Source organism: Bacillus sp. K2I17, assembly GCF_002209985.1.
Classification (GTDB): Bacteria; Bacillota; Bacilli; order Bacillales; family Bacillaceae_G; genus Bacillus_A; species Bacillus_A wiedmannii.
The window spans coordinates 1-18,212 of sequence record NZ_NJGF01000052.1 but is presented as its reverse complement, the minus strand read 5'-3'; the positions used below and the strand labels follow the sequence as shown (position 1 = coordinate 18,212).

Here is an 18,212-nt window from a genome sequence, read left to right as displayed (position 1 = left end):
GAATCGCTGGTTGTGATGGATTTACTTTTGGTCCGTTCACAGCTCCTTGTTCCATTGCTGGAATCGCTGGTTGTGATGGATTTACTTTTGGTCCGTTCACAGCTCCTTGTTCCGTTGCTGGAATCGCTGGTTGTGATGGATTTACTTTTGGTCCGTTCACAGCTCTTTGTCCCATTGCTGGAATCGCTGGTTGTGTTTCATTCCTTTTCGGTCCTGCTGGATGTGGACCTATTGATCCATCATATTGATTTTCCATTGGAGTTATCTTATCTTCCGTTTTTTCTCCGTTCGTTGCAGACTGTCCCACTCCTGCTTTTGGTCCTGCTGGATGTGGGCCTATCGGTCCATCATATTGATTTTCCATTGGAGTTATCTTATCTTCCGTTTTTTCTCCGTTCACTGTAGACTGTCCCACTCCTGCTTTCGGTCCTGCTGGATGTGGGCCTATTGGTCCGTCATATTGGTTTTTCATTGGTGTAATCTTATCAGTTGATTTTTCACCATTCTTTGCAGGTTTCTTAACTCCTGCCTTTGATCCTGCTGATTGTGAACTTATATTTGATTTAACCGGTATTGGTAATGGAATATTAGACTTCCCTCCATTAAATAACGATTCCTCACTTGTTGAAAATCCACCAGGATTAACGCCGGAAGCATCCTTCCCTTTTACTTCTTTATTATTTCCACTGCCGATTGATGATGTACCTGGTATTGCCTCTGCACCGCCTCGACCTTTTTGAGTTTTCTTATCTTTCTCTTCCGAATCATCAGAATGATCAATATCGCCTCCACCACCAGGAGGTGGAGGACCGTCACCGTCATCATCATCACCATTATCATTACCATTCTGCGTATCAAAGTTGTTTAAATCATTATCTCCAACACCTGGCATCCGTGGACCTGCTGGCTCTTCTTTTCCTCTAAGCTTATTAATCATACCTGCTGTTCCTGTTGCACCTTTTTTCATCATTTTCCCTGTCGCTTTTGCAACATCAAATCCAGCCTTTGCAGCCATCATGCCGCCCATCATGGTCTTCCAACCACTTTGTAAGCCTGCATCAATGCCAAGTATACGTTCAACAATATTTGGCCCATCTATTACAGCCCAAGATCCAGCAAGAAGGAGTAGTGCATTTCCCCAACCCATAAAGCCAAAATCTTTTGTAGCTAGCCACCCTATATAAAGGGAATATATTTTTAAAAGTAACGCCATACAAAAAATGACTGCATAGCAGCTAAAAATTTCATTTATTATCTTTTTTAATCTTTGACCGCTGCTAATATCAGTTGCGGCTACTAGTGCTCCAAATATATTATGAAAAGCCAATTCATAGATAATTCGCCCAACCTTTACTATACTAATTAGTAATGCAAAAGCAGTAACAGTGAGTGAGAGTAACACCGATCCCCAATTTAAGCTCCATCTATAGTAAGCTTCTTCGAACACATCAAACCATCCATTATCTAGCTTTTCTGTTTCAAGTTTATTATCATATGAGAGAACTAACTTGCGGTTTAAGGCATCTTCTGCCTCACCGCTCGCTAAATCCGCATCTACTGTTTCATTAAAATCAATATGTTTAATATTTTCTTCCGAGATACCATTAATTCTTTTTCCCTCTGGATCGGCCAATTTAAAATCCGTCTTAGCATAAAAGTTAAGATCTGCTAAATTACTTTTAACAATACTTGCACCTAACGAACCTGGTGTCCCATGTAAGTCTTTTACACCAGCACTTGCAATTTTATTTAGGTTGTCCATTAAAATTGGACCACCCACAAGAAATAATATTGAAAGTAATCCATTTAATATAACGTTCGTTCTTTTTTCTATTTTATTAAACATCAGTTGGTAACCAACTGCTATTATGGTAACAGTCAAAATTGCCCATACTACTAAACTCAATTCGTTCCTAAGATTATTTATTTCCGAATATTGAAAGAAATCATTACTTGTAATAACTTGTACTACTACCTTTTCTACAATTTCATTTATATAAAGAAGTCCCCATAAAAGCCACTGACCTAACCAACGAAATATATTACTCGCAATCCCGTTCAAGTCTAATATATCTTGATATTGAATTAATATTTCTTCCTTAGTCAATTCATTCACCTCTATCTATAATCGAATTGAAATATCATTTTTTTTCTTTTGTGCGAACTTACAAGTGAAAAGTATTACTATATAAAAAAGAAGGAGCAGTGTAGTAGCTGGTCCTTTCACTGATAAAAATTGATCATATATATTGGCTGTCATGAAATTAAGGATAACTGGCATTGCACCAACCATACCAATAATCATATAAATTGTTTGTGCTCTACCTTTCTTTTTACGATGTAGATCATCACGTTTTGAGATTTCAAAGTTCATACTTTTAATAACTCGGCCAAACATTTCCCTTGCTGAGCCACCCTTTTCATCTTTAATCTTTAAAATTTTATGAAATTGATTCAAAGCTGGGAAATTATATTTTTCAAAGTGTTGTGTATCTAATTTTGCCTCTTCTTCCAATTTAGATAGTGTTTTATCAATTTCTTTTTGAATAGAAATATCTAATGTTTTCTTTGTTTCTATTAAGCTATAGTATGGATTTTTCCCCGACTGCATAAAGAAAGACATATTAGTTGCATACTTTAATAGCTCATTTAATTGAAATTGATAAACTCTCACTTTCTTATTTGCAACAGTAAAGGAGAAGAACCACATTACTGAACCAAGAGCTCCTGCAATTATACTTATAGGAACATCTTTCAGAAGAATGTATACATACCCCATATGCATAATAAATAAAAATGCTAACCATCCTACTATGGACCAGCCACTAAACAGCAACCTCGCTTCTTGCCACAATGATATTTTTTTCTTTTTTGATTTTGCCACTTTTATAAACCTCCTTTAATAAAAAAAGAACCTATTCTTTAGAATAAGTTCTCAAAATAATTATTTAGCTATTGCCTTCTTAATTGTGTTGCTAAATTCTCTTTTTTCAAAAGCTCTTGTATTTCCACTAAAATTTGTTCCTGAACCAGCAATCTCTTTCCCATCCTTAAAAACTGAATATCTACTTTTTGGTTCAGTTATACCTATACTCTCGAATTCGTCTCTTGTTTTACTTGCTACATTTGGATTCCAGCTCAAATCCTTTGGTGCATCTTCCCAAGAAAAAAGATATACTTTTTTATCTAATTGTTTTGCATCATAATCTAAAACTTGTTTTGCATTTGAATTTTGAAGATCTCTATTATGAGCCATCATTATAAATACAGGCTCTTCTTTTTTAACTAATTTCATTAATTCATCATATGAAACTTCCACTACTCCAGCGCTAACAGAGTTCTCATTCTTATTAGATTCACTACTTGTTCCATCTGTATTTTTAGAACAGCCACTTACAACCATTATAGATAGAATTACTAGTGCAATAATCCAATTTAATTTTATGATTTTCAACTCAATCACTCCAACTGTATATTTATAAATCCATATAAGTATAGTTTACTAAATTTACAGCTGCATGTACTAGACTTATTCTCAATTAATTGAGTCAAAGAATTGATTTACAGCTTCTTTAGGTTGGTATCCTACTAGCCTATTTACTTCTTTACCATCCTTAAAATAAATCAAAGTAGGCGTTCCCTGTAAATCATAATCACGCCATCCCTCTTTGAACTCATAAGCATTGTATAAACTAAATTTCGTATTAGAGTATTTTTTTATTGCATCCTTCAAATTAGGCTCTAGTGCTTCACAATATGAACATACTGGACTAAAAAAATATACCACTTCATTCTGTCCAACTTTTTCATTTCCCTTTAATTGCTCAGGCAAAATTATATTTTGGTAAAATGGATCTTTCTCTGCTTGCTCTAAAGTTTGCATAGACACTTGTTTATTTCCGTATGGACTTACTTGTTGTTTTTGTGAATTTCTATATGTATCAAAAACCATAAAAGCACCAAAAACTACAATAATAGCTGATAACATGAAAAATAATTTTTTCATTACTCATCCCACCCAAATTATTTGATATTAACATGTTATCAGCTTTTTTTAGCCCTATTCTGTCAATAAACTTGCAGAAAAGTTTCGTAAAACTTGCAAAAAACTCCTATTTTGCAACTTCCTGTTTAAATACATCTGGTAGTAAGTGATAAAGCTTAGCATCTTTTAATAGTTTGATCGTTCGTTCTGAAACAGGTTGTATTTTTTCAATTGTTTTATACTCACCTAAATCTGGATACCATTCATTTTCCTTCTGGTAAATAGTTTGATAAATAAGCCCCTTATCACTACTATAGTCAATAAACTCAACTACTTCTTTTATGTCTCTTATAACTTCTCCATTATCATGTTCTTTTCTCATTTGAATTCCGTATGGTAACATTTCTATTATGTCTCTTAAAATTGTAACGTCATCAGAATTCGCATATGCTGGCGCTTGCTTCATCATAGGAATATAACGACCAGGAATAGCTCTGGCACTCTTAGCATGAACAGTTGTAATAATAGAATGATCCGTTTTCGCACTATCCAATACCCCCGCCGCTTCCTTTCCACGAGTTTCTGAAATCATAATCCAGTCTGGATTATTACGTAACCCTGCTTTAATTAACTCCCATATATCAACTTTTTTCTCACGATCTTTATTAGCAAGCGTTCTCAAACTACTAATATCTTTGTTGGGGTATAATTCTTTAATATGACTATCTGGTGTATCCTCAATTAAAAATATTGAGTCATAATCATCCATAAAACCTACCAATAATTTCTGTAACTCTGTTTTTCCCGTTCCTGTTCCGCCACTAATTGTAAAATTACCCCTGGCTTTAATAAGCAACTCAAGAAGTACTGATATATCCTCACTTACTAAGTCTGTTAATTTTGTAATCGCTAAATGTGGTTTACTTACACGCAAAGCAAATGTCCCACCATACGCACAAACAGGATGGATTGTATTTACTCGTAAATCGCCAAATGCTGTGTCTAATATTGGTTCACTCTCTGTCAATTCTTCCCCTTGAATAGCAGCAATTTGTCTCATTAAGTTATTTACTTCCTCTATAGTTGGTTGAGATTTAGGAGTATACCTTCCTGTAGCCCTATTCTCTATTCTTAAGAAAGTTCCGTTCCATTTAATATCCGTAACATCTTTATCCTTCATATATGGTTTTAAAAAACTTCCCTCTAGAATTCTCTTAACTTTTTGTTGTTTTTCTTCATGATTATTCATTACATCCATTTCCTTTCATTTAAAAAGTCATTACATTTGAAATTTGATTCATATAATAGATAAAAATAATACCTGCAAATCCAGCCACAAAACCTACAGCTAAAAATAGTGCTGGCACAGAGAATATATCCATTGCCTCTACTTTTTTATCAACTAGCTCATTTACTTTATTTTCTTGGATACGATCAATAAACATTTCTAGCTCCTGTAAAGCTTCTTTCTTTATTCCGTACTCACTAAACTCATAAATAATACTCATGACCATATTCGCCTCACTTGTTCCAACAAAATCAGCAAATTCAATATAATGTTCACGATCATTACTCTTCTCAATCTTTTCAACTAATAAACTTAATTGTGCTTGCATTGGTCCTTTTAAATATGGAGCTGTTTCTTTTAATGTTGTATAAACATTTCCAGAAGTACCTAATAAACCTAAAAAATATCTTAAAAACTCTGGAAATAAAAAGGTTTTCTCTATATTGGCATTCGTATTACGTAGCATTAAATTAAAATAGTTATATTTATTGGCAGCTAGCACAATTATGGGTAACCCTAAGAAAAACTCATATTTCTTTGTGGTCATTACAACCAATGTATAAAGCATAAAAATTACAACAGTTAACATCCATTGTGTAATACGATAAGCCTTTTTATCTAAATTAAAGTACTCCAAATACATATCTAAATACTTTTCACTTAAAATCTCTCCAAACATCCTCTATCACTCCTTTTAATCCATAAATAATAATAGGAAGGGAATTATCCCTTCCTATCTCTCCATTTCTAAACCTTTTTTCTTCTGTTTCTCATTTTTCTTTTCGTTAGTTTCTTTATTAGAGTTAGTTTTCTTTGACTTCTTATCATACTCTTGTTTTTGTTTATCTAAATTTTCCTCTAACTTTAGTAATTTTTCTTTTTGAGGTTCTGTTAGATCCATCTCTTTCAACTCGTTAAATGCTTCTTTTCTAAGTTGATAAATCGTATCAAATGAATGTGATTTCTCGAATTCTCTCATTTTTTTCATATTCTTATCATGGTTCGCTTTAACATCCTCTTTTTCCACATGTTTCATAGGCTGTTTAGGCTCTGCATTAAGTAATTTTAAGATTCCATTTTTAAAACGCTCTTTATACTGCCACTTCTCTTTTGCGGTTTCTTTTTCTTCTATGTTACTTAATACCTGCCCTTTAAAAATTTTTTTATATTGATCTTGTTCAACTTCCTCATTAATTTCATCTAAAGCTTCTTTTTTAAAGGTTTCTTTATAATCTTCTTTACTTAAACCATATTCTTTTAGAATTTCACTTAATTTTTCTTCCCACACAAAAGTTTTATCTTTTTTGTACAAATTATTTTTGTCTATTTCTTGTTCGAAAATTTCTACGTTTTCTGTTTTATGATTGACTTGAACAATTACATTTCCTTGTCCCCATTTACTAAGGTCATTGGATTTCAGCTCAAATTCCGTATACTTACTGTTAGTTTTATTTAATACAAATTGTCCTTTTGTAAATTCTGATTGATCCCTTTTCGTAGCATCCAAAGCGAATTTATAAATTGCTTGTTGTATATGTTCTTTTTCTAATTGGTCCCTAGTAATCATTTTAATACCCCCTATTTATATTAATCATCGTTTTTAACACTATCCCAGCCATCATTTGCAACAGCAGCCCACTGATCTCTTACATCAATTTCGTCATACTCTGCATGTTCTCCATATTCTTCCCGTTCTTCAGGTTCTGCAAATTGTTCTACTTGAAGAAATGCTTCTTCCTCTGTAGCCTCATAACAATCAGATTTTTTTGCTCTTTCTCGCCATAATTCAATTACCGATTTAGGTAAATACTCATTTAATTGCCCTACTAATTTTACTTTTGTTTTTAAAGATAAGTAGGAGGCATATACAATGAACGATAAACATTGTTGGAATGTAAACTCATCAAAATGAGTTTCTACAATATTTAAAGCAATATCAGCTCTATCATGAATATAATCCCCTAACTCCGTCCTCATCGTGTCTTTTATCTCTAAAATGACATCTTTCGGCATTAAATCTTTCATTAATACATAACTATCAGTCTCTGATTTTGCAGTATATACGATATTTTCTAAGATGATGTTTTCATGTTCTGAAATAATTGGTAAATTCAATACTGACTTTGAATTATCAAAATCATGACTTAAATACTCGTAACGAGCTTTAGCAGCCGTTTCATTACGATTATAAATTGGCTTTGGTACAATCTTTCCAAACTTATTATCTTGCCTTTTATTTACACGTACAACTACACTTTCACCCTCCTGTAATCGCATTAATTCATCTGGCATCAATAAATAACGTTCTTTTGTACTTTCACTTGTACTCTTATCCGTAGATAAGAATTTACCACTTCGAGTGTAGTCTTGAATCGTTTGTTTCCCAATTAAGGCAGCATAATGCTCCGCTGTAGATTTATCCATTGTTAAGATATAAATTTGGTTCGAACAGTTACCAATAATTGTGTCAGCTTCATCCCCATATAAACTCTTGACCTGTGAATATGCTTGTAAAACTAAATGGAAGCGGAATCCTTTACCAGCACCAACCGTAATCATACCGTCCATACCATCAATGGCTGGCATATTCCCAAATTCATCGAGTAATACCTGCACTTTTCTTTTCATTTTTCCACTTGCACTCATTGTTGCTTTTTCAGCATTGACACGATAGGCTTGGCTTACAAAAATTGAAGCCAATACATGGTTTGATTTATCGAAATCAGGCGTTACCATAAAAATCGCTACTGGTTTTTCACCAAATCCAATCTTTGTTAAATCTAGCGAATTATACGATGTTAACTTAGCGTTTGGTGTTAATGTGAAAATTTGTAGTTTAGCCATTGCATTACTAAAAATACCAGAACGTGTATTACCAGCGGCAAAGTTACTCGTTGCGTACATCATACGAGCTGGGTCATTTTCATCTCTTGCTTGGAAAAACATATCTAGTGCATTTTCTCCTGTTTCCTCATTATTATCACTTCCTTTTGTCGCAAGGAAGTTGGCAACAGAATACATATTTACTCTTTCTTCTTTTCCAACTTTTAAAGAATCTGCTGTAATAGCTAAAATAATAGCTGTTACTAGAGATATTGAAGAGTTATTCCAAAATGGATCTTTAGCATTTGGATCTTGATACAAAGAAAATGTCACACTATTGGCATACTGTTGAGCCAAAGCTGTATCCCCTTTTTTATATGCTTCTATAACCAATTGAAGTGGATTGAACCCCATTGATTTCTTTTGTTGCATTAAGTTGTAAATATAGACTTCATAACCTCTCTTTTTCAAAGTTTCATAGCTGGCCGCAGCAATTTCGCCCTTGGGATCATTAACAATCATGGAATCTTTTTCTTCCGCACGAGAAATTACATCGACTGTTGGAAAAACGTATCGTTCCCCTTTACCTGATCGGGATATACCAATAACCGCTGTATGTACTGGGCCAGTATCTAGCATAAGTAAATATTTCTTTCCTTTTTGGAGAGCAGAGACAATTACACCACTTCCCCCTTTGTACTCTTTGTCACTCCCTGGTACAACTTTATATTGTTTCATTAATTCTTTTGGTTCTTCAAATTCTGCACTACCGTGCTGGTTCTCGTTCATTGTTGCGTAATTTGTTTTCATACTGTAGCAAAATTTTAATAATCCAAAGAGAGTAAGTGCATATGCACCTATATAGAAGGTCATAATATCACTTTGAAAATTGAAACAATCCTCCCACGAAAGATGGAATAAATCCATAGCTTGCATATTTTCATGAGCCAATTCTTTAAAGACAACTAATATATTTTGTAAAAATGCTAATAAGAAATTAGCAAAGAAAAAGTTAAAAAATAAAACCAAAATACTAATAAGTATTAATACTTTGGTTTCGGCTAATTTATTTATTGACTGTTTCACAAGCGCTCTCCTTTCCTATCTTCTTAAAACTGAAACAAAATTGGATGTTTCTAGCGTTTGCTCACGATATACATTTATATATTTGTAATGATATTGAATTTCGATAACAGTACCAACGGGCTGTTTTCCAGAAACATTAGAACCCTTTTGATCCTTAAAGTTGAGTTCATATCCTTTAGAACGTAATTTATTAGCTATCCCTTGAATTTTTGGCGTTATGCCACCTTCTGAATCAACCAATTGTTGTACCTCAGTAGTTACTTTCATGAAAGCATTTTGGTGAATAGACTGGATACTTAAAAATAATTGAAAGGGTAAGAAGATAGCTATAAATATAAGCATTGAAAGAATTGAACCTTTCAGTTCCCCCATGTCGCAACTCCTTTCTGCCTCACTAATTAGATATCTTGTTTAAAGATAATCTTTGTTCGGCTTGTGAACGGACTTCCTTATCTTTATTTAGTTGTTCAATTTTAAATTGAACACTTTCAATCTCATGCGACTTCTCAGTTAGTTTTTGATCATGATTTAAAAAAACATAACTAATTCGAATATCATTTCCATGATTTTTTTGAACTTTAATTACTTCTGATACTAAATTAGCAATTAGTTCTTTAGGATCTTGTTCAATTTTCTGAGAGTCTCTTAATTGGCCAACTGCCATTGTTGAAAGTAATGATTTTACTTCTGTAATGGTCCTTGTATTATTGTTTTGATTCAAACCAAATATGGAGGCTGCTAAAATAACACATGCAACACTTACGATTACGAAAAAGTATTTAAATGGCGCTGTCATAGTATTTCATCCCCTATCTGTCAATGCTCCAAAGTACTTTCTTTAGATCGTTGTTTAACTATTGGCTGTTTGACCATATTTTTTTCATATTGCTTCACAAATTTAATTAAATTTTCATTAAATTCCTCAGTTCCCGTTACTAAAGTAGTTCTATTAGAATGTCGAGGATAAAAAACCATTGGATCTTCGCCACCTGGTAAAGAATTAATCTCTGCATCCCTTACGATAATCTCACCTATCTGGAACGATACTTTCCTTGTCATATCATTTTCTTTCTTATAAGAAATCATCTTTAGTTGTGCTGGTTTACTATTTTTAGTAGGAATCACTATATCTTGATAATCCTGATTTTTCGGTGCTTTTTGAGCAATATGTTTTAAAAACCCTTCCATTCTTCTACCGACTTCTACAACTGATTTATTAGCTTCTATTCCTGGAATATTCACAATTCCTGGTGGATTATCAAGCGCGATGTTATGAAGTGTTAACCCTTCATAACTAACTTTAAATTGCGTACGATCAATGCTTTCTTGATCCGACCGATATAAACGATTAATTACTAATCTCTGCTCTAATTTGGGTGCATCTATTAAATTTTTGTCCCATATATTATGTTTAATGGCTTCATAAGCTTTTTTAAATTCCAGCCTATTTTTTTGCAGATATTCATTTGGATCTTTTATGTCTTCTAATTGATAATTAAATGACCTATAATTTAAATTTTCTTCTTCCAATGCTTTCTTTAAATTCTCATTAGCCTCAATACCAGCTTTATCATTGTCTGTTGCTATAATGAATACCTTATCTTGTAAGGCTTCCTTATTACTCTTTATATCTTCTATTACCTTTCTCCACTTTCTTGATCCTGTAAGAGCATATATACCAACCTCAGAATCTATTTCACGAAATGAATATGCATCTATTGGGGATTCCCCAATCACAATATGTGTCGCCTTTTCTGGAATATCTTTAAAATAATCCCTTGCAGTTGATTTTGGGTTCACTTGTAATTGTATTTCTTTCTTAGTTACATTTGGATCAATAGTTGACCGTAATAAGATTCTGTCAATCATACCGTTATCACCATAGATTGGGAGGACAATATTCCTTTTAACCATATCTGGGATAGTAGCATAATTTATCTTTTTGCCCTCTTGCTGCATTGTCTTCTTCGAATAAAAAATATTAGGAGCAATCTCGAACATTTTCTTTACAAGTTTTTCTTGTTCCAAATCTAAAATAAAAGCTTCCGTTGTGTTTCTGCTCATTCCCCTAAAACTCTCAAGGTTTTTATTTTCAGTATTATATTGAATATGCTTTAATAACTTTGTTACCAAATCTATTTCTTTTCTTTGTTCTGGTGTAATCTCAGGATCTTTAACATCTTGTTTCCCTTTCCAATCATGCACCTTTTTATTTTCTTCATATTCAAATACAATAGATGAACCACACACATTTTCACGGTTACATTGTAAAAATTGGGGATTATTTTTATAGATAAAGGCTTCGGATTGTTTACATTCAGGACAAGTGCATAAAAAATAACGCCCACGATCTTGAGCGTTAACAGCAGCTAAGGCTTCCTCTACGTTTTGATATGAATAAGTAATTACTTCTGAACGTGCCACCAAGATTTACCTCCTAAAACCTAGTCTCTGTTCCAGCAGCTATTTCGCAAAATTGTTTTTCCTCTTCTGATAAACCTTCACGTTTTGCTTCCTCTTGAAAGAATTCCCTTAATACTTTGTCAACAACCCACTTTTCCACACTTTCGGCATTTACAAAAGTTGAACCATTAAGGAGTACTTCTGTCCATTTGTTTTGTAATTTTTGATTAATATTCTCATGAACTTTTAGTGATTCTTGAAAATCCGTTTTAGCAAGCCATTCAAATAAATAATCTTGAAATGAATGATATACTGGGTTGTTAGCTTGTATTACTTTTAATCTTGAACGATTTATAGAAAAGTAATTTGCGGTTACAAACCGAACAAATTTCTCGAAATTCTCTACACTTCCAAACCATTCTTCTTTATTTTTTATAACTTCCTCATAGCTTCCATTTAGTAAATCATAATAATGTACAATATACTCGTAAGAATCAAACATTGAAGATACAATATCCTCAAGTTGCGAGAAAAATCCATTCGAAATCTTTGCATATACGCTTTTGAACAATCTTTCCGATTGTTTTAATGAAAATAAAAAATCTGCCTTTTTCTCAAATAAATCCCGCTTCAAAAAGATAAACGAACGAAATTCTTGATTAAGAAATGCCTGTTTTTCTTCCTTTGCATAATCGCCTAGAATTTTTATATATTGCTTTTTTATATCATCCGTCCATACATCGGTACGCTGAAAGGTATCTTTAATTTGTTGCTCTATTGAGTTCTTATCAGAAAAGGAAATCTTAGAATCCAACAGAAACTTTCCGTTTAAATATAATCCAAATCGTTTCGGCTGAACCTCTTGCGATCTGCTTTTTACCTTATGCCGCAATTGGAAAATAATATCCTCTGCTTCTTGTAAAAAGTAACTTTTTGATTCATCAAGTTCCCTAAAACGTTCACCTTCCGTTGAGAATTTTATAATTATTTCTCTCAAGATCACTCCCTCCTTCACTTTTCATACCCATTAATTAAATTTTTTTGATACATCCACTCTTCTAATGTAAGAAAATCGTAAATATCCTCTTGTAAGTTCTCTTCTTTATATAAATCCTCAAAATAAGAATCGAAAATACTGTCTTTCGCAATTTCTCGTTCTTGGAAAAGAGATTCTTCTACCCCAAACAATCTATTGAATTCTGTATCCACGTATTTTTTAACTAACTTCTTAAAATCTTCTCCTGGTGATAGCGTAAATTTAACTTTACATTGTAAACTCAATAAACGTGTTTCCATTTCTTTAATGGTATTCCACACTGGGTATCTGAATGTTACATTTCCTTCCCCATCTACAAGCAATTCTAAGCTTTTTGTTCCAGCATCTTCAGCAATTAAAAAACTTCTTCTTTTCTCTCTGACATTTCGAATAAACTCTTGCGCCTCTTTATTACTGCACAAATGATATGTATATGGTTTTTCTTCACCGCTTGCTTTAATTTCCACAATTTCAATCAATCCATTTCCCATACTATGATTGGGATAAAAATCAATTTTTAATCCATTTCCTAAACACATAAGTTGGACACCCCCGTTTTTATATAAAAAAAATATAAAGAGGTCATACGACCTCTTTATCAACCGAATCCTACTACTTGGCCTGATAACCAAGAAACAATAGCAATTCCAAGATATACAATACAAAATCCTTTTACTACATTGATCATCCAGCCTGTACATTGTTCTTTTCGCTGTGGATCTTTTGAAACCATGTAAATAATACCAATAATAACTAAAATTAAACCTGCTAACGCTGGAGCAACTGGCTTAATTGTGGTTGTAAAATTACCAATCGTTGAAATAAATTCATTCATAGAATTTTCCTACCCCTTTTTTAAGATTTTACTAGTGAACCAATTGAGTCCACATTTGCAAGCATTATTTCTTGAACTAACTTCTCATGTGCTTCATGAAGCCAATCATAGTAATTAATACCCTTTGCTTCTAAAATATTTTTCACAGCTGTTTCCATCTTTTTAAATGTTGGTGGTTTTTGTACTTTGGGCTTTTTCACCCTCTGCACTTCAACTACACCCTGTGTTTCTTCTTGAACTTGAGTGGAATGGCCTTGATATTCCGTCACTCGTATCACCTCCTTTCAATGAATCCATAAAAAAAGACCATTCTCCTAAAGAAAATGGTCTTTCACACATAAATTCAGTTATATACCTAAATTAATTACTTTCTTCAATTGATCATACAAACTTAAAGTGTCAGTCTTTCTAAACTCAAACAATTTTGCTGCTGAGTGATCCTTTGTAATCGCATTAATCTTAGATTGTTGATTATTCTTTACATTCACTTGATGTGGATATGATGCAATTTCTACCGTTGGATCATGCTGCTCTACTACATAAGCATCATCAACGACACTTCCCACTAAATAGCGTTCGAAATTAAATTTTTGTCCAAATATTAAAGTGGCATCATTTAAGCCCATATTTGCTAGCAAAATCTTATTTTCATAGGGTTGTTTGGCTTTTAAATCTGAATCAGATGAAATAGGAAGGTAGTAACGATTTAGGTTTGTTCTTGATCCATACAAACCTTCCTTACTATTAGAATCTGCATGTAAGAGTGTATCATTGAATTTCTGTCCTGTTTGCTGTTCATAGTTGTTTTTAACTTCTTGATTTACAATATTCTTAATCTCATCGGCTGATGGTAATTTTCCTTTTCCCTGTTCCATATCACGTAAATACTTTGTATAAGGAAACGGCTGAATAAATCCTATTTGTTTTCCAACAAAGAAATAATCAGAAGTCCAATTTAAAGTATAGCTACGTTTTGTATCATTTACTAAGCCCTTATCCTTCATATTCTCTAATTGAAGAGGTAATGCATACTTGGTATAAGCATATGGGCTTTGATTTCGATATGTACTTCTTAAATTCTTATCAATATCAACAGCATAATAATAGCTATTAGCTCCATTTTTACGTTGATACATGAAAGACTTAGATTTTTGGGAATCAGTAGGTAATTCTACTTCGTATTCCATCGTTCCTGGTGAAATATCAATCCATGATTGCGTAGGTAAACTATTATCATCTTTAGCCTTTGAAGTTGCAGCTTGTTTAAATTTTTCGTAGTAATTTTTATTAAAGACTACTTTAGTTTTATCCTTACTCATGTCAATTGCTTTCTTTTTACCTACAATTAGATTGCCACCTTTTTCACCAGATGCTCCATTGCCAGTGATATTTTGTAAATCTTTAGCGCCAGACACATTGAACATTTTTTCAAAACTCGGATCTACTAAAAGTCGGAGGTTTTCACCATAATGTTTAACTAAATCAAATACCTTTTTATATGGTTCGGACCATACAGCTGTTGTATCCTTATAAACCCAATCAAAGCAATCACTGCCCTGTTGATCTTTACACATATAATTCACACTGTAATGATTAGTATATTCATAAGAAGAATCATATTGTATATTCTTATTTTGTAGGTTTTTCAGATCTAATAAAAGTGCCATCGGTTTATCACTTTGCTCTGAAAAAACACCATTCGCACTTATACGATTTAAGACATTTCTAACCGAATAATGCTTACCTGTAATTTCAAATTTACTACTTGCATATATTTGACTCGGTTTAGATGGATCTACACGTCTAAGCTCCCATAAATAATCACCTTTTGTCATTCCTTCTGTAGAACCTTCCATTTCTACAATCCTAGTTGGATCAGATAGAGAACTCTTATACGTAAAGGTAAAATTCAGGTTGTTTTCTGGAGCTTTCCCTTTATATTGCTGGTTTAAAGGTGCAGCAATATAAGGATTATTTTGTGAATCCTTAAATACTCCTTTATTTTCTGGAGTATAACTATAATCTGAACCTATCTTAATCTTATGGTGATCTTCTCTTAAAATTTTATTCGACTTAGCATCTACATGCTTTATGTCCACTTTAATAGAACAAGTTTGATCCAAGTTTACAATTGAACCATCTGGACAAGTTTTTTGACCAATTTTATAGGATAATTTAGCTGGTTGACCGCCAAATATCCAATAAGCACTACCAGCCCATCTTGTTTCTCCTGAATCTTCTGGAGAGCTTACTCCATACCATACAACGGTATTCGCTTCATTTTGCGCAACCCTTTGATAAGTTTGGCCGTTAGTATAGTATCTTCCACCAGACCAACCTGTTTGACGGGGATAATTCCTTCTTGCTACTCCATCATTTGCCATAACTAAGTTCCCTGCATTCAAACCAGAATCTAATGAAATTTTACCAAGACTGAAATCTAAATCCTTGAATTGAAATGGTACTTTTAAATCGTCCCAAATAACACGATTTTCTACCTTTTTAATAATTCTTAGATTCCATGAATCTTCTGTAGTTCCATTAGGAAATAGTTCATTTAAAGGAATATGTGCAACAAAACCAACATTATGATAATACATGTTACACTCGTCATTTCTTTTATTATAAGCACCTTGTGGACATGCATTATAAACTTCCCCTGTATTGCTTTGTCGGTTGTACTCTAAGTCTTTAGAGGCATCTAAACCAGTCATTTCAGCCTGATAAATATAACTTTTACCAGTTCTTTGATTTATAGCCCATAAATACGTTTCTTGATTGGAAGCATTGTGTTCATGATAACCTACTAGCGCACTCCAACCCGTAAATTCTAAATAAGGTTGTGTTCCTCGGCCGTAATCCCTATTTGAGATTTGCCATCTAGGTTTTCCATCAACACCACTATAAACATCGTATACTAACTTTTTACTACTTTCCCAAGCCTGTTCCTTTCCTCCAAGTTCACCAGGAGAAACGTTATGGGAAGGATAGGGCGAGTATGCCGCCCCATATGTAGGGTTACTAAAAAAACTAAAAACAAAAAGAAACGAAAAACCAATTGCCATTAGCCAATGTTTTGTCTTCATTTTTTGTTTTCACATCCCATATTTAAGCAGCTAATTACTTACCAGCTGTCGGAATCGCTTTAAACACATTAGTTACCATATTACTCATTCCTGTACCAATTTGATCAAGTAATGGCTTTATTGCTCCTGATGTAAAAGCGTACCACAAGCCAAATACAACTAAGGCAATAATACATAGTAAAATTGCACCCTTATGTTCTCCCACTCTCTTTCACCACCTTAATAAAGTTAAATTTATAAATTCATTATTACTTTGATGTCGGAATTGCTTTAAACACATTACTTACCATATTGCTCATTCCTGTACCAATCTGGTCAAGTAGTGGCTTTATTGCTCCTGATGTAAAGGCATACCACAGACCAAACACAACTAAGGCAATAATACATAGTAAAATTGCACCCTTATGTTCTCCCATTTCATTTCACCTCCCAAATAAATTAATTTACAAACAAAAAGCAACCTTTACGGTTGCAAAGAACTTACCATTGGATGTATTACTTATCAGTTCTACACCTCTTTCAATTAACGATAAAATATCTTGTAACAATGTTTATTATCAATTACTAGATAAAAAATCATTAACTCAAAAAAACATAAAACTAATGGTTTATTAAATTACTAAGATAGAGAGGATAAAAACCAAACCTAGTAAAACCATTAAAAGTAATAGTCCAAATCCCCCATATAAGTAGTCGCAAACTAGTGCGATCCAGAACCCAAGTGTCCTCTCTTATGGTTACACTTTTCGAAACATCTTTTACCTATACACGGTTCGTCATTGATAAGGGAGGTAGACGCTTCTCCACACACGTTTTGTTTCTGGTAATATCGTACCGCCATTCCCGATTCCCTCCCTGTCAAGAATCTATCAAGATACTTTCACGAAACTTGCATAAAACTCCCATAAATTTTTGCTTTCAAAAAAGGCATAAAAAAAGACTAGGATTTATCATCCTAGTCTTTTTGAATAATTATTTTCTAAATAAATCTCTTAGTCTTCTTAAACCGCTTTGCAATGATCTTCTAAATGTTGGACTAACTCCAGCCGCAGCACCAACACCTACAGCTCCAGCTCCAGCAACTCCACCAGCTACTGCAATTGGTGATAATCCGCCTTGTTCCTCTTTAACCTCAGAATTTTTGTCTTTCTGCTTAGAGGCTTTATCTTTATCTTTACCCTTTTTATCTTCTTTTTTCTCTTCTGGTTTATTTTCTTCTTTTTTCTCTTCTGGTTTTACTTCTTCTGGTTTATTTTCTTCTTTTTTCTCTTCATTTTGCTTTACTTCTTCCGGTTTAACTTGCTCAACGGAAGTATTTAATTTTTCTTTATCGCCTTTTTTATCTGCAATATCTTTAAGGGTAGTATTCACAGATAAAGCAACATCGTCTTCTTTATTCTTCATTGGAACAACTACACCATTTTTCTCAACAAACTTAATTTCTCCTTTTGTAATACCGTTACTTTCCACTTCTTGCTTATTTTCTTCCTTTGGAAGCTCTACTTGTTGTTGATTTTCTTTTTTGCTTTCAACTACAACAAATTTTGCTTCTGGCATATCTTCATTTTTAGGAATAAAGAAGTTCGGTTTCGGTTCTGGTTTTAGCTCTGGCTTAGGCTCTGGTTTTGGCTCTGGCTTAGGCTCTGGCTTAGGCTCTGGTTTTGGCTCTG

18 protein-coding genes and 1 pseudogene are annotated in these 18,212 nt (G+C 33.3%); all 19 read right to left on the bottom strand.

Features of this window, described 5'->3' with window-relative positions:
* The coding region (locus CER22_RS28345; RefSeq protein WP_088610212.1) for a pLS20_p028 family conjugation system transmembrane protein at positions 1-2,107 on the bottom strand (2,107 nt) is incomplete at its 3' end.
* 15 nt (positions 2,108-2,122) lie between these two features.
* On the bottom strand, positions 2,123-2,884 hold the full coding sequence (locus tag CER22_RS28340) for a hypothetical protein (protein WP_088610211.1): 762 nt from the start codon (positions 2,882-2,884) through the stop codon (positions 2,123-2,125).
* A 60-nt stretch (positions 2,885-2,944) separates the two neighbouring features.
* Positions 2,945-3,463: a hypothetical protein gene (locus tag CER22_RS28335; protein ID WP_256943752.1), complete on the bottom strand. Its 519-nt coding sequence runs from the start codon at positions 3,461-3,463 to the stop codon at positions 2,945-2,947.
* Positions 3,464-3,535: 72 nt separating this feature from the next.
* The gene (locus CER22_RS28330) at positions 3,536-4,006 is read right to left on the bottom strand and encodes a thioredoxin family protein (RefSeq protein WP_088610209.1); all 471 of its coding nucleotides are present in this window, start codon (positions 4,004-4,006) and stop codon (positions 3,536-3,538) included.
* A gap of 106 nt (positions 4,007-4,112) precedes the next feature.
* Positions 4,113-5,234: a CpaF/VirB11 family protein gene (locus CER22_RS28325; RefSeq protein WP_088610208.1), complete on the bottom strand. Its 1,122-nt coding sequence runs from the start codon at positions 5,232-5,234 to the stop codon at positions 4,113-4,115.
* A gap of 19 nt (positions 5,235-5,253) precedes the next feature.
* On the bottom strand, positions 5,254-5,952 hold the full coding sequence (locus CER22_RS28320) for a flagellar assembly protein FlaJ (protein WP_088610207.1): 699 nt from the start codon (positions 5,950-5,952) through the stop codon (positions 5,254-5,256).
* Between the two features lie 54 nt (positions 5,953-6,006).
* Positions 6,007-6,840, bottom strand: coding sequence for a hypothetical protein (locus CER22_RS28315; protein WP_088610206.1), 834 nt, complete (start codon positions 6,838-6,840; stop codon positions 6,007-6,009).
* A 20-nt stretch (positions 6,841-6,860) separates the two neighbouring features.
* The gene (locus CER22_RS28310) at positions 6,861-9,182 is read right to left on the bottom strand and encodes a VirD4-like conjugal transfer protein, CD1115 family (RefSeq protein WP_088610205.1); all 2,322 of its coding nucleotides are present in this window, start codon (positions 9,180-9,182) and stop codon (positions 6,861-6,863) included.
* Positions 9,183-9,197: 15 nt separating this feature from the next.
* Entirely contained in the window at positions 9,198-9,554 is a 357-nt protein-coding gene (locus CER22_RS28305; protein WP_088610204.1) for a hypothetical protein, read from the bottom strand.
* A gap of 22 nt (positions 9,555-9,576) precedes the next feature.
* Positions 9,577-9,978: a hypothetical protein gene (locus CER22_RS28300; RefSeq protein ID WP_088610203.1), complete on the bottom strand. Its 402-nt coding sequence runs from the start codon at positions 9,976-9,978 to the stop codon at positions 9,577-9,579.
* Positions 9,979-9,998: 20 nt separating this feature from the next.
* Positions 9,999-11,606 carry a toprim domain-containing protein gene (locus CER22_RS28295; RefSeq protein ID WP_088610202.1) on the bottom strand — a complete coding sequence of 536 codons (1,608 nt, stop codon included), beginning with the start codon at positions 11,604-11,606 and terminating at the stop codon, positions 9,999-10,001.
* A gap of 13 nt (positions 11,607-11,619) precedes the next feature.
* The gene (locus tag CER22_RS28290; protein WP_256943751.1) at positions 11,620-12,588 is read right to left on the bottom strand and encodes a hypothetical protein; all 969 of its coding nucleotides are present in this window, start codon (positions 12,586-12,588) and stop codon (positions 11,620-11,622) included.
* Between the two features lie 8 nt (positions 12,589-12,596).
* On the bottom strand, positions 12,597-13,160 hold the full coding sequence (locus CER22_RS28285; protein WP_088610200.1) for a hypothetical protein: 564 nt from the start codon (positions 13,158-13,160) through the stop codon (positions 12,597-12,599).
* 59 nt (positions 13,161-13,219) lie between these two features.
* Complete coding sequence (locus CER22_RS28280) at positions 13,220-13,456, bottom strand: pilin (RefSeq protein ID WP_001001741.1); 237 nt, start codon at positions 13,454-13,456, stop codon at positions 13,220-13,222.
* A gap of 20 nt (positions 13,457-13,476) precedes the next feature.
* The gene (locus CER22_RS28275) at positions 13,477-13,725 is read right to left on the bottom strand and encodes a hypothetical protein (RefSeq protein ID WP_088610199.1); all 249 of its coding nucleotides are present in this window, start codon (positions 13,723-13,725) and stop codon (positions 13,477-13,479) included.
* A 78-nt stretch (positions 13,726-13,803) separates the two neighbouring features.
* On the bottom strand, positions 13,804-16,542 hold the full coding sequence (locus CER22_RS28270; RefSeq protein WP_088610198.1) for a hypothetical protein: 2,739 nt from the start codon (positions 16,540-16,542) through the stop codon (positions 13,804-13,806).
* A 34-nt stretch (positions 16,543-16,576) separates the two neighbouring features.
* Positions 16,577-16,747 carry a hypothetical protein gene (locus CER22_RS33320; RefSeq protein WP_179211947.1) on the bottom strand — a complete coding sequence of 57 codons (171 nt, stop codon included), beginning with the start codon at positions 16,745-16,747 and terminating at the stop codon, positions 16,577-16,579.
* A gap of 43 nt (positions 16,748-16,790) precedes the next feature.
* Positions 16,791-16,958: a hypothetical protein gene (locus CER22_RS33315; protein ID WP_179211946.1), complete on the bottom strand. Its 168-nt coding sequence runs from the start codon at positions 16,956-16,958 to the stop codon at positions 16,791-16,793.
* Between the two features lie 556 nt (positions 16,959-17,514).
* Positions 17,515-18,212: pseudogene (locus tag CER22_RS33310) on the bottom strand (hypothetical protein); the annotation flags it as partial.